Origin of the sequence: Clostridium nigeriense, from assembly GCF_050585265.1 — a bacterium.
Taxonomy (GTDB): Bacteria; Bacillota; Clostridia; order Clostridiales; family Clostridiaceae; genus Clostridium; species Clostridium nigeriense_B.
Genome location: NZ_JBNOOE010000004.1, coordinates 1 through 24,207 on the forward strand (window position 1 = coordinate 1; position 24,207 = coordinate 24,207).

18 protein-coding genes are annotated in these 24,207 nt (G+C 25.6%); 16 read left to right on the top strand and 2 right to left on the bottom strand.

What is annotated here, in order from left to right; genetic code table 11:
- Window positions 1–398: 398 nt before the first annotated feature.
- The 3 genes from ACQPVP_RS04775 (at window position 399) to ACQPVP_RS04785 (ending at window position 4,753) form a co-directional block, all read left to right on the top strand.
- Window positions 399–1,838, top strand: a complete 1,440-nt coding sequence (locus ACQPVP_RS04775) for an alginate O-acetyltransferase (protein WP_430847769.1) — start codon at window positions 399–401, stop codon at window positions 1,836–1,838.
- 93 nt (window positions 1,839–1,931) lie between these two features.
- On the top strand, window positions 1,932–3,332 hold the full coding sequence (locus tag ACQPVP_RS04780; protein WP_430847771.1) for an MBOAT family O-acyltransferase: 1,401 nt from the start codon (window positions 1,932–1,934) through the stop codon (window positions 3,330–3,332).
- 14 nt (window positions 3,333–3,346) lie between these two features.
- On the top strand, window positions 3,347–4,753 hold the full coding sequence (locus ACQPVP_RS04785; RefSeq protein WP_430847773.1) for an alginate O-acetyltransferase AlgX-related protein: 1,407 nt from the start codon (window positions 3,347–3,349) through the stop codon (window positions 4,751–4,753).
- A gap of 94 nt (window positions 4,754–4,847) precedes the next feature.
- On the opposite strand, the gene ACQPVP_RS04790 is transcribed toward ACQPVP_RS04785, so the two are convergent.
- Window positions 4,848–5,804, bottom strand: coding sequence for an LCP family protein (locus tag ACQPVP_RS04790; protein ID WP_430847775.1), 957 nt, complete (start codon window positions 5,802–5,804; stop codon window positions 4,848–4,850).
- Between the two features lie 156 nt (window positions 5,805–5,960).
- On the opposite strand from ACQPVP_RS04790, the gene ACQPVP_RS04795 reads away from it, so the two are divergent.
- The 11 genes from ACQPVP_RS04795 to ACQPVP_RS04845 all read left to right on the top strand — a co-directional run bounded on the left by ACQPVP_RS04795 (window position 5,961) and on the right by ACQPVP_RS04845 (window position 20,610).
- Complete coding sequence (locus ACQPVP_RS04795; RefSeq protein WP_430847777.1) at window positions 5,961–8,267, top strand: cell wall-binding repeat-containing protein; 2,307 nt, start codon at window positions 5,961–5,963, stop codon at window positions 8,265–8,267.
- A gap of 82 nt (window positions 8,268–8,349) precedes the next feature.
- Complete coding sequence (locus tag ACQPVP_RS04800; RefSeq protein ID WP_430847779.1) at window positions 8,350–10,407, top strand: family 10 glycosylhydrolase; 2,058 nt, start codon at window positions 8,350–8,352, stop codon at window positions 10,405–10,407.
- A 305-nt stretch (window positions 10,408–10,712) separates the two neighbouring features.
- Window positions 10,713–11,366, top strand: coding sequence for a sugar transferase (locus ACQPVP_RS04805; RefSeq protein ID WP_430847781.1), 654 nt, complete (start codon window positions 10,713–10,715; stop codon window positions 11,364–11,366).
- A gap of 207 nt (window positions 11,367–11,573) precedes the next feature.
- Entirely contained in the window at window positions 11,574–12,359 is a 786-nt protein-coding gene (locus ACQPVP_RS04810; RefSeq protein WP_430847783.1) for a DUF4422 domain-containing protein, read from the top strand.
- A 50-nt stretch (window positions 12,360–12,409) separates the two neighbouring features.
- Window positions 12,410–13,462, top strand: a complete 1,053-nt coding sequence (locus ACQPVP_RS04815) for a glycosyltransferase family 2 protein (protein WP_430847785.1) — start codon at window positions 12,410–12,412, stop codon at window positions 13,460–13,462.
- A 21-nt stretch (window positions 13,463–13,483) separates the two neighbouring features.
- Window positions 13,484–14,548 (top strand): glycosyltransferase, encoded by a 1,065-nt coding sequence (locus tag ACQPVP_RS04820; protein WP_430847787.1) that lies wholly within the window; start codon window positions 13,484–13,486, stop codon window positions 14,546–14,548.
- Window positions 14,549–14,598: 50 nt separating this feature from the next.
- Complete coding sequence (locus ACQPVP_RS04825; protein ID WP_430847789.1) at window positions 14,599–15,672, top strand: glycosyltransferase family 4 protein; 1,074 nt, start codon at window positions 14,599–14,601, stop codon at window positions 15,670–15,672.
- 29 nt (window positions 15,673–15,701) lie between these two features.
- The gene (locus ACQPVP_RS04830; protein ID WP_430847791.1) at window positions 15,702–16,736 is read left to right on the top strand and encodes a hypothetical protein; all 1,035 of its coding nucleotides are present in this window, start codon (window positions 15,702–15,704) and stop codon (window positions 16,734–16,736) included.
- A 37-nt stretch (window positions 16,737–16,773) separates the two neighbouring features.
- The gene (locus ACQPVP_RS04835) at window positions 16,774–17,979 is read left to right on the top strand and encodes a hypothetical protein (RefSeq protein WP_430847793.1); all 1,206 of its coding nucleotides are present in this window, start codon (window positions 16,774–16,776) and stop codon (window positions 17,977–17,979) included.
- 80 nt (window positions 17,980–18,059) lie between these two features.
- Window positions 18,060–19,172 (top strand): UDP-galactopyranose mutase, encoded by a 1,113-nt coding sequence (gene glf, locus ACQPVP_RS04840; RefSeq protein WP_430847795.1) that lies wholly within the window; start codon window positions 18,060–18,062, stop codon window positions 19,170–19,172.
- 1 nt (window position 19,173) lies between these two features.
- The gene (locus ACQPVP_RS04845) at window positions 19,174–20,610 is read left to right on the top strand and encodes an oligosaccharide flippase family protein (RefSeq protein ID WP_430847797.1); all 1,437 of its coding nucleotides are present in this window, start codon (window positions 19,174–19,176) and stop codon (window positions 20,608–20,610) included.
- A gap of 170 nt (window positions 20,611–20,780) precedes the next feature.
- On the opposite strand, the gene ACQPVP_RS04850 is transcribed toward ACQPVP_RS04845, so the two are convergent.
- Entirely contained in the window at window positions 20,781–21,785 is a 1,005-nt protein-coding gene (locus tag ACQPVP_RS04850; protein WP_430847799.1) for an LCP family protein, read from the bottom strand.
- A gap of 102 nt (window positions 21,786–21,887) precedes the next feature.
- On the opposite strand from ACQPVP_RS04850, the gene ACQPVP_RS04855 reads away from it, so the two are divergent.
- Window positions 21,888–23,021 (top strand): glycosyltransferase family 4 protein, encoded by a 1,134-nt coding sequence (locus tag ACQPVP_RS04855; RefSeq protein WP_430847801.1) that lies wholly within the window; start codon window positions 21,888–21,890, stop codon window positions 23,019–23,021.
- An 11-nt stretch (window positions 23,022–23,032) separates the two neighbouring features.
- Window positions 23,033–24,199: a glycosyltransferase gene (locus ACQPVP_RS04860; RefSeq protein ID WP_430847803.1), complete on the top strand. Its 1,167-nt coding sequence runs from the start codon at window positions 23,033–23,035 to the stop codon at window positions 24,197–24,199.
- Window positions 24,200–24,207: the final 8 nt, after the last annotated feature.

The following is a 24,207-nucleotide window of genomic DNA, read 5'->3' on the forward strand; positions in this document are numbered from 1 at the left end:
TAATAAATTAATATATTTTAAATTATATTACATATTTGTATAAAATTAAAGACTGCTGACACTTTGTCAGCAGTCTGTAAAGCTGTGTACAATTAAAGTTGTACACAGCTTTTTTGACAAAAAATAATGATAAAACATAATAATATTTAATTTTAAAACTATAGATATAGTGTAATTTAAAATAAAATTAAGAAAAAAATAAGAAAATATTAATGATATATTAAGAAAATTAGAGTATTTAGGAGTACTATTGAGAAATTAGCTTATAAGTTGCTGATATAAACCCTGATGTATATATTGTATATTCAAATAATATAATATAATCAATAAATGCGCATTTGATTAGGGGAATAGCTTAAAACTTTACAAAATATTAATTTCTTAAGTGAGGTGGTGTTTTGAAAAGAAATATTAGAAATGCTTATTATTTGAGAATAGTTATATTCTTAAGCATTATTATAATACCAATATTTAATATAGATTTGAAAAGTAATCAAGTTTCAGAAATTGATAATAGGATGTTAATGAATTTCGAAGATATTTTTACAAATTCTAATGATAGTAGATCTATATTTAATAATGCTTCTACTTATTTGAATGATAGAATTGGATTTAGAACAAGTATGGTATCCTTATACACAAATGGAATGGACATGCTTTTTGATGAATTAGTTCATCCAAGTTATGAATATGGTAAGGAAGGACATATTTATCTTAAGTTACCAGAAACGGCTGTAAATTTGAAATTTCAGGAAGTTTTCTCAAGTTTTATAAAAGATTTTCAAACCTATTGTAATGAAAGAGCGATTAAATTCTTATATACATTGGAGCCAAATAAGTCAACTATTTATCCAGAGTATTTACCAGAAGGATATAATAGAAGTACTGAAAATTTAGATTATTTTATAGAGCTTTTAGAAGAAAAAGATATTAATTATTTAAGCAACGTAGATACTTTATTAAATGCCAAGGAAGATCCAGAATATAAAGATATCTTACTATATAATAAAGAATATGATGCTGGCCATTGGAATGAAACAGGGGCTATAGTTGGCTTTACAGCTATTATAGATAGGCTAAATGAATTAGATAATAGAGTAGGGCAATTTGATATTACAAACTTTGAGCCAGAAGAATACGTAAATGAAACATTAGTAGCATCTAACTTTGTAATTAATGAAGAAACTACTAATTACAATTTGAAAGAATATAACATAGAATATATTGAAGATTATGAGGATGAAATAATAAGACATGAAAACTTTAGATATTTCACCCATTATAAAAACTTAACAAATACTGAAGGCCCTAGATTATTAATTTTTGCAGGAAGCTACTTTAATAATAAAGAAAAATTTATCACGGGTAATTTTTCAGAAGTAATGAAAATACATAACTACAGAAATGTAATAGACTACGAATATTATATAAACATTTATAATCCAGATATAGTTTTGTTTGAATCAACTGAATATACTAATACTGGCTATCACTATCCAATTAAGGATATGGAAGAAAAAACATATATAAAATCAATTAATAGCTATAATAATTTAATTGAAAATAATTTTGTTTATGTTGATAATAAAAATATTCAAAAGTCAGGAAGTAATATAACAAATTTTGTAGTACCAATTGAAAGTGATGATTTACTTTGTGCATATGTGGATATTAATAATAGAATATTAGACTGCAAAATTAATATAGTTGAAGATAATTTATATGTTGAATTTTCAATAATAACTTCAGAATTAGAAAATATAGATAGCTTTGACTTATATTTTATTTCAAATGATGAAGAAAGGTATCAACAAATAAATATTATTTATAATTATTAAATTTAAGAGTATTTTAAGCTTTAAAATATATAATATTTAGAATATGTTTAGTTGTAAAATTGATAGTATTATAAATTGGAAAGGGATAAATTTATGGTATTTAGTTCGACTATTTTTATTTTTATTTTTTTACCAATAGTTTTATTTACATATTATGTTTTAGGTAAAAAAATAAAAAATTATGTTTTATTAATAGCAAGTCTTTTTTTCTACGCCTGGGGTGGAGTAGATTATTTAAAGATATTGATATTATCTATTATGATTAACTATATTTTTGGATTATTAATAGATAAAGTAAGGGATAACATTAAATTAAAAAAAATATTTTTATCTATGGGAGTATTGATTAACTTAGCTTTACTTTTCTATTATAAATATTATGATTTCTTTATAGAAAACACTAACTTAGTATTTAATACTAATTTTAAGTTAAAATATATAGTTTTACCTATAGGTATTTCGTTTTTTACTTTTCAGGGAATGTCCTATATTATAGATATTTATAGAAAAGATGGTAAGGTTAACAAAAATCCTTTTGCTGTAGCACTATATATATCTTTCTTTCCACAATTAGTGGCAGGTCCTATTGTAAAATATAAGACAGTAGATGATCAAATTAGAAATAGAAGAGAGGCTGTAGAGGATTTTAGTTATGGAATAAATAGATTTGTTATAGGACTAGCTAAGAAAGTTATGATTGCAGATATATTAGGTATTATGGCAGATAATATATTTAATTTATATTATAGCGGAATAGATACACCAACAGCATGGATAGGTGCAATTTGCTATACATTCCAAATATATTATGATTTTTCAGGGTATTCAGATATGGCTATAGGATTAGGATACATGTTTGGGTTTAAATTTATGGAGAATTTTAATTATCCATATATATCAAAATCTATAACTGAGTTTTGGAGAAGATGGCATATTTCCTTATCAACTTGGTTTAAAGAATATCTTTATATACCACTTGGAGGTAATAGAAGAGGAAATGTATACTTCAATTTATTTGTTGTATTTTTAGTTACAGGTATTTGGCATGGAGCAGCGTGGACATTTGTATTATGGGGATTATGGCATGGATTATTTATCCTTATTGAAAGAGCTATAAATAAACGAGAGTGGTATATTAAAATTCCAACTGCTATTAAGTATATTGTTACTATGCTAATTGTTATTTTAGGATGGGTACTATTTAGGGCAGATAGTTTGGAACAAGCAGTAGGATATATTAGGACTATGTTTGGTATGACTAATGTAGGAACTTTAACATTTGAATATCCATACTTTATCAATAAAAAAATTGTGGTTTGGATAATTATTTCAGCATTAGGCTCAACACCTTTTATTTCCAATAAACTTAAGAAGTATAGTGGAAATAAGACTTTTGAATTGTTATCTACAATATTTATATCATTATTATTTATTGTTGCAATAATTTTTGTTGTTAATTCAACTTATAGTCCATTTATTTACTTCCAATTTTAAAGGAGGTTAAGACTGTGAAAAAAATTAATATTTTAAAAATGATAATATTCATTTTCATTATTTTAGTACCTATAGTAACGTTTAATTTAAAAAAAGATGTTGTATCAGAAATAGATAATAGAAAGCTTATGAATATAGAAGATATATTTACTAGTGATGATTTAACTGATGGAATACAAAGTTTTATAGATGATAGAATTGGATTAAGAAATAGTATGGTCAGTATATATAATAGGTCTATGGACGTACTTTTTGATGAAATGGTTCACCCAAGTTATCAATACGGAGAGGATGGATATGTATTTTTCAAGGTATCTGAAAATAATTTTGACCAGGAATTTCAAGAAATTTATTCAAGTTTTATCAAAGATTTTCAGGATTATTGTGAAAGTAGGGGGATAGGGTTCTTATATACATTTGAACCAAGTAAAGCTACAGTATATGAGGAATATCTTCCAAAGGGATATAATTATAATAACGAGAATCTAAGTTATTTTATATCATTATTAGAGGAGAAGAGTGTTAATTATTTAGATAACTCTGAAATATTAATAAATGCAAAAAAAGATATACAAGTTTTTGATCAAAAATATGATGCTGGCCATTGGAATGAAACTGGTGCGAGTATTGGAATTTCTGCTATGCTAGATAGATTAAATGAATTGGATAATAGAGTAGGAAGTTTAGATATAAATAATTTTGAAAAAGTTAGCTTTATAAATGAAACATTACCAACTTCATATTTCTATATAAATGAAGAAACAACTCATTACAATTTAATTAATAATAATTCTATAGAAATAAATGATTTAGAAAGCGAAGTATATAGAGATAGTAATTTTAGATACTTTACTAATTACAAAAATGAAAATAATGAAGATGGACCTAGATTACTTATATTTGCAGGAAGTTATTTTAATGGAAAGGAAAAATTCTTAACAGAAAACTTTTCAGAAGTAATTAAAATTCATAATTATAGAAATGTAATAGATTATGAATACTATATAAATTTATTTAATCCTGACTTAATTTTATTTGAATCAACAGAGTACACTCATTCAGATTATTATTTTCCAAGAGATATGATGAGTAGTAAGATTTCAAATAAGAATATAGATAGTTATATAGATTTATTAGAAGATAGCTTTGTTGAGATTGAAAATACGCCTTTAGAGAAATCAGATACTAATATTACTAATATTACTAATTTTTCAATTCCGATTGAAAGCAAAGATTTGTTATATGCTTATGCAAATATAGATAATAGAATATTAGATTGTAAGATTAGTAAAAGTGAAAATCAAGATTATATAGAGTTTTCAATAATGAATTCTGATTTAGAAAATGTAGATAGTATAGATTTGTATTTTATTTCTAAAGATGAAGAAAGATATCAAAAAACAGAAATATATTTAGATTAATTATTACCTTGAGTTTTTAGAAGTAAATATGTTGTGTTAGGGCGACTTGGAGTTTGCGACGGAGCTATTAATATAACATATTTACTTCTTTTTTTTACTCTACTGAGAATAAGAATTTATGAAGTTCTTCTGTTGTTCCTTCTATATCTATATTAGTATGATACATATCTGTAAATCCTGCACTAATAATATTTCCATCAGAAGGGAATCTTCCTTGTTCTATATTACTTAATCCCATTCCTAAGGCTTTAGTTGATATAGAAATTATTTCACTATTAGTTAAATTAGTAGTAACTAAAGGAAGAATTTTGTTTATCATTCCAGGAACTTCAGTTAAACTTATATCCTTAAACTTAACAAATAAAGCATTTAAAACATCTCTTTGACGTTCAGTTCTTCTAAAATCTCTTCCAGCTGTATATCTAATTCTACAATAAGCAGAAGCTTGAGTACCATTTAAAAGTTGTGTGCCAGAGTTATATATATGTTCTGTAGTTGTTCCATTATTTTTATCTATGTTATCTATGTATCCATTTATATATTGAAGTTCATCTGGAGTAATTTCCATTTCAATACCACCAAGAGCATCTATTATCTTTGGAAGTCTTTCTAAATCCACTTGAACAAACTTGTCTATTTTTAAATTGAAATTATAATTTATGGTCTTTAATATAGAACTTGGACCACCATCTAAAATAGTATAATTTAAGTTCATTTTACCACCATCAGGTAAGTCTAAATAAATATCACGCATTAAAGAGCAAAGTTTAATTTTATTATTTTTAGTATCGATTGCAAGAATCATAGTTGCATCAGCAGCACTAACATCGTAGATTTCTGAAAAATCACTTCCAAATAGAGCTATTGTTATAACGTCAGCAATTTCTTCTGGAGTTTCTTTACCAGTATCAACAACATCATTTCTATCAATATTAACTCTCTCTACTTTACTAGAAAGATAATATGTATAGGAGCCACCTATAGCAAGCATTAAAATGATTACAGATAAAACTGCAACAAGAATTTTCGTTTTCAGTGTAAGCTTTTTCATTTAATTACCCCCAAAAGTAAAATATTATTTATATATTATATCAATAATATTATAATTTTGAAAAGATAGAATAGTATCATATAAATAGAAAATTGATTTTGGAGTAAACAAATGATAAAATCACCAATATATGTTGCTAATTAAAGGGGGATAATCATGAAAAAACTAGCATCAATAATATTACTAATAGTACTAATTATTCCTGTATCAATACCTATGGCAGATGATAAGTTTAATAATGGTAATATCTATAATTACATGATGGATAATGGGGTAGCCCTTGGAAAAGATAACTTGGCAGAAAATGTTGATGATAAAACATTAATACAAATGTCTAATGGAGCTAGCAAAACTATAAATAATATAGTTATTGTAATAAGATTTAAAGGTGAAGAAGAGTTTATGAATATGGATAATTTCTATAAATTATCCAATACATATAATATGTATGAAGACATTAATTATGATAATGTTGCAGATGAGGGATCTATTTCATTAAATTCTTATATTAGTGATTTAACTTATGGACAAGTTAAAGTTAAAAGTAGCTTTTATCCAGTTAGAAATAATAAGTATTTCTCAATAGAGGCACCTGAAACTAGAGATTATTATGAAAAGTATGTAGCTGGAAGTAGAAAAGAAGCGGAATTTATTAAATGGGCCTTTGATGAAATAAAGAATGAAATAAATTTATCAGAAAATGAATTAGATCAAGATAATGATGGAGAAATAGACATTGTTACATTTTTATGTTCAGGTGCAACAACAAGTAATAATATGTTATGGCCGCATGAAACCAAATTTATAGGTGATACGTCTATTAACGGCAAAAAGTTAGGTACATATAATTTAATTAATGTAGGAAATTTTGAAAATAACATTTTTAATAAAGGAAATTTAAAAATAGCAATTCATGAATTCTTACATGGATTTAGTTATCCAGATTTATATAGATACTATTATAGAGGAAATCCAGTAGGTGAATGGGATGTTATGGCCAATACTGATGGATACGGACAACTTCCTTTAGTTTATACAAGAAATTTTTATAGTAATTTAAACTTAAATATTCAAGAAATAAATAGTGATGGTGTTTATATTCTCAAATCTTCACAAAGCACAAATAAGGATGATACATTAGCTTTTAAAATTAAATCGCCTTTATCAGATACTGAATATTTTATGGTGGAGTTTAGAAAAAAAGAAGGAAATTGGGATAGTGCTTTGCCAGGATCAGGTCTTATAGTTTATAGAATAAATGAAAATGTCAATCCTTTTGAAGGGAATAGAAATGGGTCACCAGACCATATTTATGTTTTTAGAGAAGGGGATACTAATAGTTATCATGCTCAAGGTAATACAAGGACAGCTTTTTTATCTAAAGAGTCTGGAAGGACAAGCATTGGTAGTGTAGATTTAAGTGGAAAATTCGTTTCTAATAGCTTATTTTTTGACAGTGGAGAAAACAGTGGGATAGTGATATCAGAAGTTGGCAGTTCAAATGGTGATGAAATAAGTTTTAAAGTTACATTTCATAAGGAAAGTGAAGATGTTGAGTTTAAAAGTATAATTGGAAAGGATAGATATGAAACTGCTGTAAAACTTAGTGAAGATAGTTTTGAAAGTTCTAATTCAGTAATATTGGTAAATGGACTAGCTTTGGCTGATGGGTTAGCTATTACACCTCTTGCAAGTTATTTAAATGCACCAATATTATTATCAAGAAAAGATAGTGTTCCAGAAAAAACTATTAATGAAATAAAAAGAATTGGTGCAGAAAATGTGATAATTGTAGGTGGAGAGGCAGTTTTATCTAATAAGATTTATAGTGAATTAAATAAAGTTGGAATAAAAAATATAAAAAGACTTGCAGGAAATAATAGATATGAAACATCATTAGAAATTGCAAAGTATATAGATAGTAATTATTATAATATTGAAGATATAGTTGTGAGTAATGGATTAACAGAAGCTGATGCTATGTCTATAGCATCGATAGCTGCAAGAGAAAAAATGCCTATAATATTATCTAATTCAAAAGAGTTAGAGAAATCCTCTTATAATTGGTTGAAAAATCAAAATTTAAAAAATGCATATATTATTGGAGGAGAAACAGCCTTATCTAATAATGTTTTAAATCAAGTAAATTCAATAACTAGTATGGATATAAGTAATAATAGGATAGGTGGAAGTAATAGATATGAGACTAACGCTTTAGTAATAGATAAATTTATAGAAGATAATTTACATACAGTATATTTATCTAAAGGATTGACATTAGTAGATGCTCTAGCAGCAGGAACAATAGCATCTACTAACAATGGAGTTATTATACTTTGTAATGATAACTTAACAGAAAGTCAAAAATCTATTTTATCCCATATTAATATAAAAAATGTTATTGAAGTTGGGGGTGGTATTTCTAGAAATTTAGTTAGTGAAATTAAAGGTATAACAAATTGATGAAAATACTTTATTTTACATAATGTAGGATTTATAATATGTGTATTAGGAAATTTTTCTATAATTAAGGGGAGGAAAATAAGTGAAAAATTTAAAAGTTTTATTGCTATTTATTCTAAGTTTTATGGTCTTAAGTGTAAACTTAGTAAAGGTTGAAGCTGCAACCAATGAAGACATTAAGGCTGTTTGGATAACAACAGTATATAATAAAGATTGGCCAAGTGTTGGGTCAAGAAATAATCCTGATGAACAAAAACAAGAGTTTATTAATATTCTTGAAGATGTAAAGAGCTTAGGATTAAATACAGTAATTGTACAAGTTAGGCCTGAAGGTGATGCAATATATAAATCAAGTATAAATCCTTGGTCAAAGGTTTTAACTGGAACTCAAGGACAAGATCCAGGATATGATCCATTAGCTTTTATAATAGAAGAAGCTCATAAAAGAGGAATACAAGTTCATGCATGGCTTAATCCTTATAGAATAACAACTAGTGGCACTGATGTTAATTCTTTATCAGAAAATCATTTTGCTAGAAAGAATCCACAAACTGTAATTACTGATGGAAAGGCATTATATTATAATCCGGGGCTACCAGAAGTTAGACAACATATAATAGATACAGTTTCTGAAATTGTAAATAATTATGATGTAGATGGAATTCATTTTGATGATTATTTTTATCCAAGTGCAAATGTTAATGATGAAGATGCATTTTCTAAGTATGGAAATGGTATGAGCATTGGAGATTTTAGAAGAAATAGCGTTAATCAATTAGTGGAATCAGTATATAATAAAATTAAGAGTATAGATAGTGAGATTGAATTTGGAATAAGCCCAAGAGGAATATGGAAGAATAGTTCAAGTGATTCTACTGGTTCAGAAACAAATGGAGCTCAAAGCTATTATGATATTTTTGCTGATACTAGAACATGGATAAAAAATAATTGGCTTGATTATGTTGCGCCTCAGGTATATTGGGAAATTGGAAATAAGGCTGCAGATTATTCAAAGCTGATTCCTTGGTGGTCCAATGAGGTAAATGGAACAAATGTAAAGTTATATATAGGACATGGAATATATAAGACAGAAGTTGCTAGTGAAATTGATAAGCAAATAGAACTTAATAGACAGTATCCAAATGTAAGGGGAAGTATATTCTATACTTATAGTAATATTAAATCCAACACAGGTGGTATAAGAGACAAGCTGGTAAGTTCATTAACTGTTCCAATAGTAACACTAGCTGGAAGTGATAGGTATGCAACAGCAGTGAAATTAAGTCAAAGCCAATTTAATAAGTCAGATACAGTTGTAATAGTTAATGGATTAGCTATTGCTGATGGATTAGCAGCTACACCGTTAGCTACATATTTAAATTCACCAATTCTATTAACAAGAAGTAATTTAATACCAGATACAACTAAAAGTGAAATATCTAGATTAAATGCAAAAAAAGCAATTATAATAGGTGGAAATACAGTAGTTGATAGTAATGTAGAATCTGCTTTAAGAAATTTAGGAATTACATCTATTGAAAGATTAGGTGGAAGTGATAGATATGCTACATCACTTCAAATTGCAAAATATATAGACACATATCTTTATGATGTAGAAAATATAGTTGTAAGCAACGGGCTTGGTGAAGCAGATGCAATGTCAATAGCTTCAGTGGCTGGCAGAGATAGAATGCCAATAATATTATCAAGAGCTGATAAATTAAATGATGATATATATAGTTGGTTAAAAGGTGAAAATCTTAAGAGTGCTTATATAATAGGTGGACAAACTGTCTTAAGTAATAATCTATTGAATTCAGTTAATACAATTACTTCATTAGATATAAGTAATAATAGATTAGGTGGAGCAAATAGATATGATACTAATGCAATGGTAATAGAGAGATTTTATGGCTCAAACCTAAATAAGGTTTATGCTTCAAAAGGATTAGTATTAGTTGATGCTTTAACAGCTGGTCCAATTGCAGCATTAAATAATGGTCCTGTAGTATTATGTAATAATGATTTAACTACAATGCAAAAAAATATTTTAAGTTTAAAAAATGCAAATTCTATAGTTGAATCAGGCGGAGGAATTTCTAAAACGGCAATAAACTCTTTAAAATCTGCATTAAAATAGTAAAAAATAGAATGCTTCTAGTAATAATAAATATTATTAGAAGTGTTTTTATTATTTGAAAAATAATACAATAATCGACAAAAATAATCAATATTATTTATATATGAACATAATCTGTATTATAAATTAAAATTAAATTTTAATTTATAAAAAAATAGTTTTTTTTATAAATCAACCAAGTGTTTATTGAATTTTTAGAAAGTTTAAATTATAAGATTTATATGATATAATACTATAGGCTAAAATTAGGATATAAAACACTTGGTGTAACTAAGTATATTATGTTTAAAATTAGGGGGATTTGTATGGATAATATTAATGTTAATATTAATTCAGCAGTTGAAAAGGAAGATAGGTTAATATACAGTCTATTAAAAAGATTGATAGATATTATAGGGGCTTTATTTGGCTTAATTCTATTAAGTCCTATATTAATAATTGTAGGATTTTTAATAAAGTTAGAATCAAAGGGACCTATTATTTTTGCCCAAAAAAGGGTTGGGTTAAATGGAAAAGAATTTAAAATGTATAAGTTTAGATCTATGGTAGCAAATGCTGAAGAAATAAAGGAAAAATTAAAAGAAAAAAATGAAATGTCTGGACCAATGTTTAAAATAAAGGATGATCCTAGAATAACTAAAGTTGGTAAATTTATAAGAAAGACAAGCATAGATGAATTGCCACAATTAATTAATGTGCTTAAAGGTGATATGAGTTTAGTTGGACCTAGACCAAGCTTACCAAATGAGGTTAAGGAATTTGAGCCTTGGATGTTAAAGCGCCTTGAAGTTAAACCAGGTATTACTTGCTTTTGGCAAGTTATGGGTAGAAACAATATAGATTTTGAAAATTGGATGAAACTTGATATTAAGTATGTAAATGAAAGAAGTCTTTGGTTAGATATAAAACTTATTTTTAAGACTTTCTTTGTGTTGTTTGGAGATGAAAATGCTGCTTAGTATATAGTAATTAATAAAAGTTAATATTTTTATAAAGAGGTGAGGTAAAAATTAAAACAGCAGTAGTAGAAATATTTGATGATATAATCTCTAATATGTTTTTATATAAATTTCTTGGGGGAGAGGAAAATGTATATACAAGAAATTTGTTTTTAAGGGATTAATAAAGAGTTATTTTAAAATTAAATGCTGACTTAGGAGAATTATATGAATATAAAAATATTAGTAGCCACACATAAGACTTATAAAATGCCAAATGATAAATGTTACTTACCGGTTCAGGTTGGAAGAGAAGGAAAAAGTGATATTGGATATGTTGGAGATAATACTGGAGATAATATATCAGAAAAAAACCCATATTATTGTGAATTAACAGGATTATATTGGGGAATAAAAAATTTAAAATGTGATTATATTGGATTAGTACATTATAGACGTCATTTTTCTGGAAAGGGATTTTTATCAAATTTGATTGGAAATAAATTTGATAAAATTTTATCACAAGATGAAATTGAAATGATATTAAAAGAGTGTGATGTTATTCTTCCTAAAAAAAGAAAATATTACATTGAAACTCTTTATTCTCATTATGGAAATACTCATTATTCAGAGCATTTAGATGAAACTAGGATAATACTTGAGAAGTTATATCCTGAATATGTTGTGGACTTTGACAAAGTTATGAATCGTACTAGTGCACATATGTTTAATATGTTTATAATGAAGAAAGAATTAGCTGATAATTATTGTGACTGGTTATTTTCAATATTAGAAGAATTAGAAAAAAAAGTAGATGTAAACAAATATGATGCATTTCAAGCAAGACTATTTGGCAGGGTAAGTGAGTTATTATTAGATGTTTGGATTGAAAAAAAACAATTAAAGTATACGGAAGTATCATGTATGCATATGGAAAAAATAAATTGGTTCTATAAAGGATATAAATTTTTACAAGCTAAATTTACTTCGAAAAAGTTTGAAAAAAGTTTTTAGTCAATCGTTAATAAAAGTAGAATATTAATTTATATATATGGAGGATGAGGATGGAGTTAAAGCCATTTATAAGTATTATAATACCAATTTATAAAATACCAGAAGATTTTTTAAGAAAATGTATAGAGAGTGTAATAAATCAAAGTTTTAAAGATATTGAAATTATATTAGTAGATGATGAATCACCTGATAATTGTGGAGAAATATGTGATGAATATTCAAATATTGATAGTAGAATAAAAGTAATTCATCAAAAAAATCAAGGAGTATCAGTAGCAAGAAATTCTGGAGTAGATAATGCTACTGGAGAGTGGATTTCCTTTGTAGATGCAGATGATTGGATAGATGAAGATTATATACAAAATTTTTATAACATGACTTTAAAAACAAAAGCTGATATATTGATGTGCGATTGTTGTGTAAATTATTCAAGGAGAGAAGTAAAAAATAAATTTTTCAAGGATAATAAAATTGAGGCTATTGGAGAAGAAAAGGATAGATTTTTACTTCAATACTTATGTAGTAAAATTTATAGTGATGATTTATCAACTGCAGATATTGGATCACCATGGGCTAAAATTTATAAAAGAGAATTTTTAATAAAAAATAATTTTAAATTTGACCCTAAGCTTATTAGAATGGAGGACAATATTTTTAACTTATATACTTTTCAAATGGCTAATACTCTATATTATGAAGAGGGATATTTATATCATTATAGAAAAAGTGAATTCTCAGGATTTAGTAGATTTACACCAGAGATAGTTAATTATTATGAAATAGTATTTAATGAATTACAAAAATTTATAAAAAAGTATAAAAAATCCAATGAATTTTATATAGCTACTGATGTAAAAATTATAAAAAGTATATATGTTTATTGTAAGATGTACTATTTTCATAAAGATAATACTAAGAAATATACAGAGGTAAATAAGGAATTAAAAGAACTTTTAAACAAAGATTTATATAGAAATGCAATTAAAAATGTAAAGTTTAGATACTTATCTAGCATAGAAAAGATATTTGTTATTTGTTTAAAGTTTAAAATGATAAATGTATTAAGACTTTTAATGAATATTAAAAATCTCATATTTAAGTAAACTGAAAGGTGTAAGTAAAATATGATAGAAGATAATGTTTTAATAAGTGTGATAGTTCCAATATATAATTCTGAGCAATATTTAGAACAATGTATTGAATCTATTATAAATCAAAAATATTCAAATTTGGAAATAATATTGGTTAATGATGGTTCTGTAGATGGAAGCTTAAAAATATGTGAAAAATATGCAAAGAAGGATAATAGAATAAAAGTAATAGATAAAAAAAATGAGGGAGTATCTGTTGCAAGAAATGTTGGAATGGAAGTTTCAAGTGGTCAGTGGATTTCATTCATAGATTCAGATGATTGGATAGATCCGGATATGTTTGAAAAAATGTTGGCAAAAAGTAAAGATGATGATTTTGATGTAATAATGTGTAATTGTTATATTAATAAAAATAATAATGAGCATAATAATCAATCCTTGTCAAGTGAAGATTTGATTTTTAATAAAGAGGATATACATATATTACAAAGAAAGTTTCTTTGTAGGGGAATAAAAGAATACAGACCATATGTCTGGGGACTAGGAGCACCATGGTGCAAATTATATAGTAGTAAATTAATTAAAGAGAATAATATAAGTTTTGTTCCTGGATTAACAAGAAATGAAGATGGTCTTTTTAATTTATATATTTTCGAATATTCAAAAAAGATATGCTATTTACCAGATTGCTGTTATCATTATAGAGTTTTATCTGAATCTTTATCTCATAGAAGACAAGATAATATTATTATAGATACTGAGAAAAATTTATCTGAATTGATAGATTTTAGCAATAAATATAATAAAGATAATATATTTTGTGATGGAGTTAATGCAAGAATAATTACAGGAACACAACAATATCTTAGAGATTACTTCTTTTATGATATAACTTTAAAGTCATATGGAAAAAGAAAAAAAGAATTATTAAACTTGAGGAAAGAAGATTTATACGCAAATGCATGTAAAAAAATTAACTATTCAGTACTACCATTATCTGAAAAAATGTATTGTTTTTGCTTTAAATATAAACTAATTCTTGTTTTATTATTAATGGTTAAAGTTAGAGAAAAAGTTAAAAATTCTATAAGTTTTTAATAAGATTTTATAATTTATAGAGATAAAATCAATAGAATTAGGAGATAAATATGAAAATTTGTTTTTTTATTTATAATATATCTAATGCTGGTGGAAGTGAACGAGTATCAATAGTAATTTCAAATGAGTTAAAAAAGCGAGGATATGATGTAAGTATATTAAGTGTTTGTGGAACAGAATCTTTTTATGAAATAAATACTGATATACCAATAGAGATAATTTATAAGGGCGAAAATAATATTAGTAGTAAAAATAAATATTTAGATATACTTAAAAATGCATATAGGTATCATAAGAGAAATAAGACGGATATAGTTATTGATGTATTTGCAAGTAGAAGTTTAATTTCAATACCTTTAAAATTGTTTTTAAAGATAAAGAATATTACATGGGAACATTTTAATTATTCAGCTAAGATAGGATTAAATCCACTAGGAAGAAAATTAGCATGTAGATATTCTAACAAAATTATAACATTAACAAGTGAAGATATTTCATTGTATAAAGAAGATAATAGAAATATTAAAGCTGATATTGAGTATATCTATAACCCTAATCCATATGAAGGATCAGAAGTTAGTGATTTAAATAATAATAATGTAATAACAGTTGGAAGATTATCAAATCAAAAGGGATACGATATGCTATTAGATGCATGGGAGATAGTAGAAAAATCATGTGATTTTAAATTGCTTATTGTTGGTGATGGTGAAGAGAAAGAAGGCCTAAAGAAAAAGGCTTCTGATTTGAAGTTGAAAAATGTAGAGTTTCTTGGTGTCACTAATGATGTACCGAAATTTTACAAGAAATCATCAATTTATGTATCATCATCTAGATTTGAAGGATTACCAATGTGTATGATTGAAGCACAATCTTTTGGATTGCCAATAGTGAGTTTTAAATGTAAAACAGGACCAAGTGAAATAATAGAAGATACTATTTCAGGATATCTTGTTGAAAATGGTGATTATAAAATGCTAGCAGAAAAGTTGTTATTATTAATAAATGATAGAGAGCTACTTAAGAAAATGTCTTTTGAGGCTAGAAATCAATCATATAGATTTAATATTGATTCAATAATTAACAAATGGGAAGATACAATAAATGGTATATATGAAAAGTAATTGTGTAAGCATTAAAGAAGGAGAACAATATGAAATACAGTAATTATTTGATTTCTGAAGATAATGGTAATAATAATCATGCAGGGTCAAAAGCTAGAAATGATATTGATTATTTTCTTAAAGAAAATGTATCAGAAATATTAAGAGTTGAAAAGTTTTTTAATTCGAATGGAATAATTAACAAAGTTAAAATATTATGTAAAATGACAACTGACTGGAGTAAAATTATTTACAAAATTAATTCTAAAAGTAATATTATAATTCAATATCCATTAGAGAGTCCAAAAGAAATAGTTAATTTTTTTATTAAGATGACTAAAAAAGTGAAGGATGCAAAATTAATTGCAGTTATACATGATTTAGAATCATTGAGATTTGATTCTAAAAGGAAGAAGTCCGAAATAGAATATTTAACTCAGTATAACTATATAATAGTTCATAATGAAAGTATGAAAAGATATCTAGTAAATCAAGGAATTGATGAAAATAAATTAATTGTATTGGGAATATTTGACTATAAAACAGATGAAATTAATAAGAAAAATAGAAATTTAACTAATGAAATTGCGATAGCGGGAAATCTATCAAGTGATAAGTCAGGATATGTATATGATTTAGGAAAAATTGGGTCAAATGTTAAGTTTAATTTATATGGACCTAATTATAAGGAATATAAGAATGATAATTTAAAATATTTTGGACAATTTCCTCCAGAAAAATTACCAGAAAATCTTGAAGGAAGTTTTGGGCTAGTATGGGATGGAAGTGAAATAAATGATTGTGTTGGAATAACAGGTGAATATTTAAAATATAATAACCCACATAAAGTATCATTGTATATTGTATCTAATTTACCAATAATAATATGGAAGAAAGCAGCTATGGCAGATTTTGTGGTTAAGGAGAAAATCGGTATAGCAGTAGATTCCTTAGAAGATATTTATGATGAAATATCAAAGTTAAAAGAAGAAGATTATCAAAATATGATTAACAATATTAGTAGCATATCAAAGAAATTGCAAGATGGTTATTATATAAAAAAATCGTTAAAAGAAGTATTATAAGAAGATATAATTAAAATAGAATGTTGGGGAGGGGTATATGTTAAATTCTTATATTGAAAAAATTTATGATAATTTTAATTCAAGAATTAAAATGGAGTTATCAGATTTAATTTATTATATAGCTTATTTTTTATATTTAACAAAAATGGTTATAACAACTACGATGTTTAATGAACATTTAGGTCGTATAGTAACGGTACCAATTACTCTTATTTGTTTAGGACTACTTTTGATAAAAATATTATTATTAAATGAATATTCAAAGAAAAACTTTATAATAATGGGTATATTAACTTTGTGTGCTGGACTTACTTATATAAATAGTTCATATAATGATTTAATATTTTTAGTATTATTTATAATTGGTGCAAATAATGTAAATTTTAAAAATATAGTTAAAATATTTTTAGCCGTTAGAATAAGTATTTTATTAATTGCAATGCTGTCTGCAAAGCTTGGATTAATAGAAGATATAATATATATAAGAGAAGGAAAAATTAGGCAGTCGTTTGGTAGTCTTTACCCTACTGATTTTGCAGCAGGAGTATTCTTTATTGCTTTAGCATATTTGTATATTAAATGCGAAAAGTTAAAAATTAGAGATGTAATTATATTTGTATTCTTAGGAATAGGAGTATCTTATTTTTGTGATGCAAGAGTTGATTCGATTTGCATATTTGGAATAGCAATATATTCATTATTTAAGGTAATGTATAATAAAAAGGAAAACCTAAAAATTAATAAATTTCTCAATGTTATATTATCATCATCTATGATAATATGCACTGCTTTTTCAATAATTATATCTATAATTTATAATAATTCAAATAAAATTATGTTGTTTTTAAATAAGTTATTATCAAATAGATTAGAATTAGCAAAAAAAGGTATAGATAAATATGGATTCACATTATTCGGGCAAAGGGTTGATATGGTAGGAAATGGAGGAAGTACTAGTGTTAATCCAACCGAATATTTCTTCATTGATTCTTCATATTTATTTGTTGCTTTAAGATACGGGATGATTGCACTAATTATATTTTGCATTTTATTCACAATATATATTAAAAAAACAATAGACTTAGGAGAAATTACAATTGCATTTATTATTATGATAATAGCAATTAATTCTATAGTAGCACATAGGCTATTGGATATTGCTTATAATCCATTTTTACTAGTATTTTTTGCTAAAATAAGTATTAATACAAGATATGATGAGAGTGAACGACAAATAATATAAGATTAGTATGACGAAGAAATTAAACTTTTATATAAAAAATAATATAATAAAACTTTAAATTAAAGGAAAGGATTTACTTTATGAAAAAATATGATTATTTAATAGTTGGAGCAGGATTATTTGGATCTATATTTGCATCAGAGGCTAACAAAAGAGGAAAAAAATGTTTAGTTATAGATAAAAGAAATCATATAGGTGGAAATATATATTGTGAGAATATAGAAGGAATTAATGTACATAAATATGGAGCACATATATTCCATACAAGTAATAAAAGAGTATGGGATTATGTAAATAGTTTTGTGGAATTTAATAGATATACTAATTCTCCAGTAGCTAATTATAAAGGTGAATTATATAATTTACCATTTAACATGAATACATTTTATCAATTGTGGAAAGTAAAAACTCCAAAAGAAGCTTTAGCTAAGATAGAAGAACAAGTTAAGGAAGCTAATATAGATGAGCCTAAAAATTTAGAGGAACAAGCTATAAAATTAGTAGGTAAAGATATATATGAAAAATTAATTAAGGGATATACAGAAAAACAATGGGGTATGAAAGCTACTGAATTACCGGCATTTATAATTAAGAGATTACCAGTTAGGCTTACTTTTGATAATAATTATTTTAATGATAAATATCAAGGTATTCCAATAGGGGGATATAATAAAATAATAGAAAAGATGCTTGAAGGAATTGATGTTGAATTGAATGTTGATTTCTTTAAAGAAAGAGAACACTTTGAAAATATAGCAGAAAAAATTGTATTTACAGGTATGATTGATGAGTTCTATGATTATAAGTTTGGAACTTTAGATTATAGAAGTTTGAGATTTGAAACAGAAGTGTTAGAGGAAGAAAACTTCCAAGGAAATGCAGTTGTTAATTATACGGAATATGAAGTACCTTATACAAGAATAATTGAACATAAGCATTTTGAGTATGGAACTCAAGAAAAAACAGTGATAACTAAAGAGTATTCAGCAGATTGGAAAATAGGAGATGAGCCTTATTATCCAATTAATGATGATAGAAATAATGGAATTTATAATAAATATAAAGAATTAGCTGATAAAGAAGACAAAGTGATTTTTGGTGGAAGATTGGCAGAATATAAGTATTATGATATGCATAACGTAGTTGAAAGGGCTTTAAATGTAGTTGAAGAAGTGTTTGGAAAGGTAGAATAAAATGCAAATTTTAAAAAATTTTTTGTATAATTTATCATATCAAATATTAGTATTAATTTTACCTTTAATAACAGTGCCATATGTATCAAATGTATTAGGAGCAAAAGGTGTAGGTGACTATGCCTTTACTTATGCTAATACTCAATATTTTATTTTATTTGGTATGGTTGGTATAACCTTATATGGTAATAGACAGATAGCATATGTAAGAGATAATAAGGAAAAGTTAAAGAATACATTTTATTCTATATACTTAGTACAATTAATAACAATGTCTATATCAAGTGTATTATTTTTAATTTTTGCTTTTACATTTAGTGATAATTTATATAGATCATTATATTTAGTACAAGGTATAAATTTATTAGCTTCATTAATAGATATTTCGTGGTTATTAATGGGGCTTGAGCAGTTTAAAAAAACTGTAGTAAGAAATACTCTAGTGAAATTACTATCACTAGCAAGTATATTTATATTTGTAAAGAGTATAGATGATTTAGTTAAATATACTATGATATTAGCACTAGCGAATTTTCTAGGAAATTTAACATTTTGGTTCTATATACCAAACATAATAGGATTTAAAAATATTAAATTAGGAAGACTATCATATCATATAAAAGAATCAATAGCTTTATTTATACCACAAATAGCAATCCAAGTTTATATTTTATTAAGTAAAACTTTATTAGGAGTTTTTACAGATACTATACAAGTAGGCTATTATGAAAACTCTCAAAAATTAGTTAATATAGCTCTTACAGTTGCAACAGCTATTGGTACAGTAATGATGCCTAAAATAGCTAATACAGTTGCAACTGGTGATATGGATAAGGTTAAGTATTACATAAAAAATTCTTTTTTCTTTATGAATTTAATTTCTATTCCTCTAACTTTTGGATTATTAGGAATAGCTAAGGAATTATCCCCTTGGTTTTTTGGAAAGGAATTTGAAGGAATAGAAACATTAGTAATTATAAGCTCTATAACAATTTTAGCAATAAGCTGGTCAAATGTATTTGGAACCCAATTGTTGGTGCCATTAAATAAAACAAAAGAGTTTACTTTATCAGTTACTGCTGGAGCTATAGTTAATTTATGTTTAAATCTTATAATCTTAAAGTCTATGGGAAGTGTAGGAGCTTGCATAACTACAGTTTTAGCAGAAATAACAGTTACAGCAACACAAATGTATATTTTAAGAAAAGTTTTGAATTTAAAAGAAATGCTAAAATCAGTGTTTATATTTTTCCCATCAGCAATAATTATGTTTATAGTAGTTAGATTTATTGGAATGTATATGGGAGCTAAAATAATAACTACTATAGTTCAAGTTTCTATAGGAGGAATACTTTATTTAGCAACAATATTTATACTCTATAGAACTATTTATAAACAAAATATTATAGAATATATAAAAAATATGATAAAAAATTAAGTAGACAATATTAGAGATTTGAGAAATTTTTATCTAGTATACTTTTAAAAATAAATTTATATTTAGAATTAGAAAATTAAGTAATATTATAAATGCATATTATTTTAAATAATTTATTATAAGGCAATAAAATATCCCGACATTAAATGTCGGGATATTTTGTTATAATTTTATTTTATATCATTAAATATATAATCTCTCATTTGTTGTTTAGCAGTTTCTAAATCAAAGGTTAAATAATAAACTCCATTTATCATAGCACCTTCTCCATAGCCATCTCTAGGGAATCTATCTTGTTCTAAATTATTTCCTATACCAAGAACTTTAGTACCTAGTGAAAGAATATCAGTAGCATTTAAATTAGTTTGAACATAAGGTAATACTTCATTTAATAAAGAATTATAAGAAGATACTGAAGTAGAAGTTAACTTATTAAATAAAGCGTCTAGTACTGTTCTTTGTCTTTGAGTTCTTTCATAGTCTCCACCGCTAGTATATCTTATTCTAGAATAAGCAAGGGCTTGAGTTCCATCTAAGTGTTGAACTCCAGAAGAATATATATGTGCTGAATTTGTTCCATCTTTTTGGTTAATGTCATCTATATAACTATTAATATATTCTAATTCTTCATTTGTAATCTCGATATCAACACCACCAAGTATATTAATTATTTTAGGTAATGATGAGAAGTTAACTGTTACAAAATCTTGAATATTTAAACCGAAGTTTTCATTTATAGTTTTTATTGAAAGTTCAGGACCACCATAAGCATATGCGTGGTTTATTTTATCTTGTCCATATCCATCTATGTATACATAAGAATCTCTCATTATAGAAGTTAGTTTAAGTTTATTATGGATAGGGTCTAATGTTGCAATCATAATTGCATCTGAACGACCAGTTTCACCATCAGTAGCATCTACACCGAATAAAGCTATATTTGTTATTTTATCAGCTGTAGTATATTCCTTAATTTCATCTTCTACAATTCCTAAGTTATCTTTATCAATATCAACAGTATCCATTTTATTTAAAAGTCCTACGAAATATCCTCCACCAACTACTGCTAGTGCAAGTAATACACATAAAAAACCTATAAATATTTTAAATCCAATAGATTTCTTTTTTTTCTTTTTTCTTTTTTCATTGTGTTGATTATTTTCAATGCTTGACATAAATACACTTCCTTTCATTATATATTTTATCATAAAGCTATTATATCTTTCAATTATGTAGTAGAATTTGTAATAAGTAAGTAATTAATTAAGGAGTAACAAATGAAAGTACTACAAATATGTTCGTTTTATGCTATAAATGATTTGTATAAAAATCTATTTGAAGAATTAAAGAGCATTGCTATTGATAGTGATATATATATTCCGTGCAGACCTAAAAATATTCCTGAGAATGTAGAGAAAAATGAGTTCTATTCTGGGGTATATAAAAATGGTGATAGAATATATGAAAAAGTTATAAATGTATTAAATCAATATTTATTTTATAAGAAAAATAATGATATATATGAGGATTTAAAAAAGAAAGTTAAAATAGATAAATATAATATCATTCATTCTCACTCTCTTTTTGAAAATGGATATTTAGCATATAAAGCTAAAAAAGAATATGGAATTGAATATATAGTTGCTATTAGAAATACGGATGTAAATGGTTATTTTAAGAAAGCAAAGCATTTAAGAAAAATTGGAATAGAAATAATGAAAAATGCTAAAAAAGTAATTTTTATATCTCCGAGTTATAGGGAATTTGTGATTAATAACTTTATTAAGGAAAGTGATAAAGAAGTAATAATAAATAAATCTGAGGTTATCCCTAACGGAATTGACAATTTCTGGATCGATAATATATTAATTCATGGAAGAAGTTTAGTTAACAAAGAAGAGATACATTTAATTCAAGCTTGTAGAATAGATAAAAATAAAAATGTCTCTACATCTATTGAAATAGCGAAAAAATTGAGAGAAGAAGGTATTAACAGCTTTATTAAGATAATTGGAGATGGAGAAGAAAAGAAAGCTTTACAGGAGAAATATAGTGAACTAACTTATGTAAGCTTTGAAAAAAAATCTAGCAAAGATGAACTTAAGAAATATTATGATAATAGTGATATATTAATAATGCCTTCTAAGAATGAAACCTTTGGGCTTGTATATCCTGAAGCTATGAGTAGAGGAGTACCTATTATTTATACTAGAGGGCAAGGGTTTGATAAATATTTTGATGATGGGGAAGTAGGATATCCTATTATCTATAATAGTGTGGAAGAAGGGGTAAGATCTATTAAAGATATATTAGATAATTACGATAATATAAGTAGTAAATGTATTAAAAATAGTGAATTATTTTCGTGGAAAAAAATTTCTAAAGAATATAAAAGAATATATTTAAAATAGGAGGTTCAGAGTTGAATATATTAATAATACCTTCTTGGTATAGTACAAAAGATAATCCTACAAATGGAAGTTTTTTTAGGGAACAAGCACATGCTTTAAAAGAAGGTGGAAATAATGTAATAGTAGCTTTTGTAGAAGTAAGACTTTTTTCCAAGATAAATAAGAAGGAAAGAGTAGAAGTAATTGATGATAATGGAGTTAAAACATATAGAATAATTCAAGGGAAGTTTCCTAAAACAGGGAATGTAGGCACTGCTATTGCATTTAGACAAGGATTAAAGAAAATATATAGAGAAATAATTAAAAGTGAGAAAATAGATACTGTTCATCTTCATTCATGTATATGGGGAGGGATAGGTGGAGCCTATATGGCTAAAAAATTAAAAGTTCCCTTTGTAATAACTGAGCATAGTTCATATTATGGAAGATTTAAGGTGAATTTTATTGAAAGTCAATTAATAAAATATACTTTAAAAAAATCTGATAAGGTTATTTCTGTAAGTAGCTATTTAAAGGGAATAGTTTCAAAATATTATAAAGATGATATAATAATAATTCCTAATATGGTAGATTGTAATGAGTTTTTATCACAGAAGGTTAACACTAAAAATACTTGTGATAAGTTTACCTTCTTATCCTTATGTTATTTAAAAAAGAACAAAGGGGTAGACATATTAATCAAAGCCTTTAGCAAATATTTTAATGATGAAAATGTAGAGCTTATAGTGGCTGGTGATGGACCAGAAAGAGTTAATTTAGAAAAACTAGCAGTTGAGCTAGGAGTATCAGATAAAGTTAAATTTAAAGGAGCATTATCACGATCGGAAGTTAAGAAGGAAATGAGCAATTGCAATGTTTTTGCTTTGGCAAGTAGATTTGAAACCTTTGGAGTAGTATTAATTGAAGCCTTAGCTAGTGGTAAACCTGTTATTAGTACACGAAATGGGGGAGCTAATGATATAGTTAATGATTTTAATGGGATATTAGTAGAGGTTGATAATATAGATGAACTTGGTGAAAAAATGTATTATATGTATAAAAACTATAATAACTATGATAGTTATAGAATTAGGAAGGATTGTATTAATAAATATAGTAAAGAGGTTATTATAAAAGAATTATCACAAATATATAATGATATTAATAGTAAAGAGTTGGTAAATAAAGAAATTTATTAAGTTTTTTT

Excerpts from the sequence above, each read along its gene's own strand:
- ACQPVP_RS04780 (WP_430847771.1), top strand. The coding sequence starts at position 1,932 with ATGGTATTTAGTTCGACTATTTTTATTTTTATTTTTTTACCAATAGTT.
- ACQPVP_RS04790 (WP_430847775.1), bottom strand. The coding sequence starts at position 5,804 with ATGAAAAAGCTTACACTGAAAACGAAAATTCTTGTTGCAGTTTTATCT.
- ACQPVP_RS04795 (WP_430847777.1), top strand. The coding sequence starts at position 5,961 with ATGAAAAAACTAGCATCAATAATATTACTAATAGTACTAATTATTCCT.
- ACQPVP_RS04805 (WP_430847781.1), top strand. The coding sequence starts at position 10,713 with ATGGATAATATTAATGTTAATATTAATTCAGCAGTTGAAAAGGAAGAT.
- ACQPVP_RS04810 (WP_430847783.1), top strand. The coding sequence starts at position 11,574 with ATGAATATAAAAATATTAGTAGCCACACATAAGACTTATAAAATGCCA.
- ACQPVP_RS04815 (WP_430847785.1), top strand. The coding sequence starts at position 12,410 with ATGGAGTTAAAGCCATTTATAAGTATTATAATACCAATTTATAAAATA.
- ACQPVP_RS04820 (WP_430847787.1), top strand. The coding sequence starts at position 13,484 with ATGATAGAAGATAATGTTTTAATAAGTGTGATAGTTCCAATATATAAT.
- ACQPVP_RS04825 (WP_430847789.1), top strand. The coding sequence starts at position 14,599 with ATGAAAATTTGTTTTTTTATTTATAATATATCTAATGCTGGTGGAAGT.
- ACQPVP_RS04830 (WP_430847791.1), top strand. The coding sequence starts at position 15,702 with ATGAAATACAGTAATTATTTGATTTCTGAAGATAATGGTAATAATAAT.
- ACQPVP_RS04835 (WP_430847793.1), top strand. The coding sequence starts at position 16,774 with ATGTTAAATTCTTATATTGAAAAAATTTATGATAATTTTAATTCAAGA.
- glf (WP_430847795.1), top strand. The coding sequence starts at position 18,060 with ATGAAAAAATATGATTATTTAATAGTTGGAGCAGGATTATTTGGATCT.
- ACQPVP_RS04845 (WP_430847797.1), top strand. The coding sequence starts at position 19,174 with ATGCAAATTTTAAAAAATTTTTTGTATAATTTATCATATCAAATATTA.
- ACQPVP_RS04850 (WP_430847799.1), bottom strand. The coding sequence starts at position 21,785 with ATGTCAAGCATTGAAAATAATCAACACAATGAAAAAAGAAAAAAGAAA.
- ACQPVP_RS04855 (WP_430847801.1), top strand. The coding sequence starts at position 21,888 with ATGAAAGTACTACAAATATGTTCGTTTTATGCTATAAATGATTTGTAT.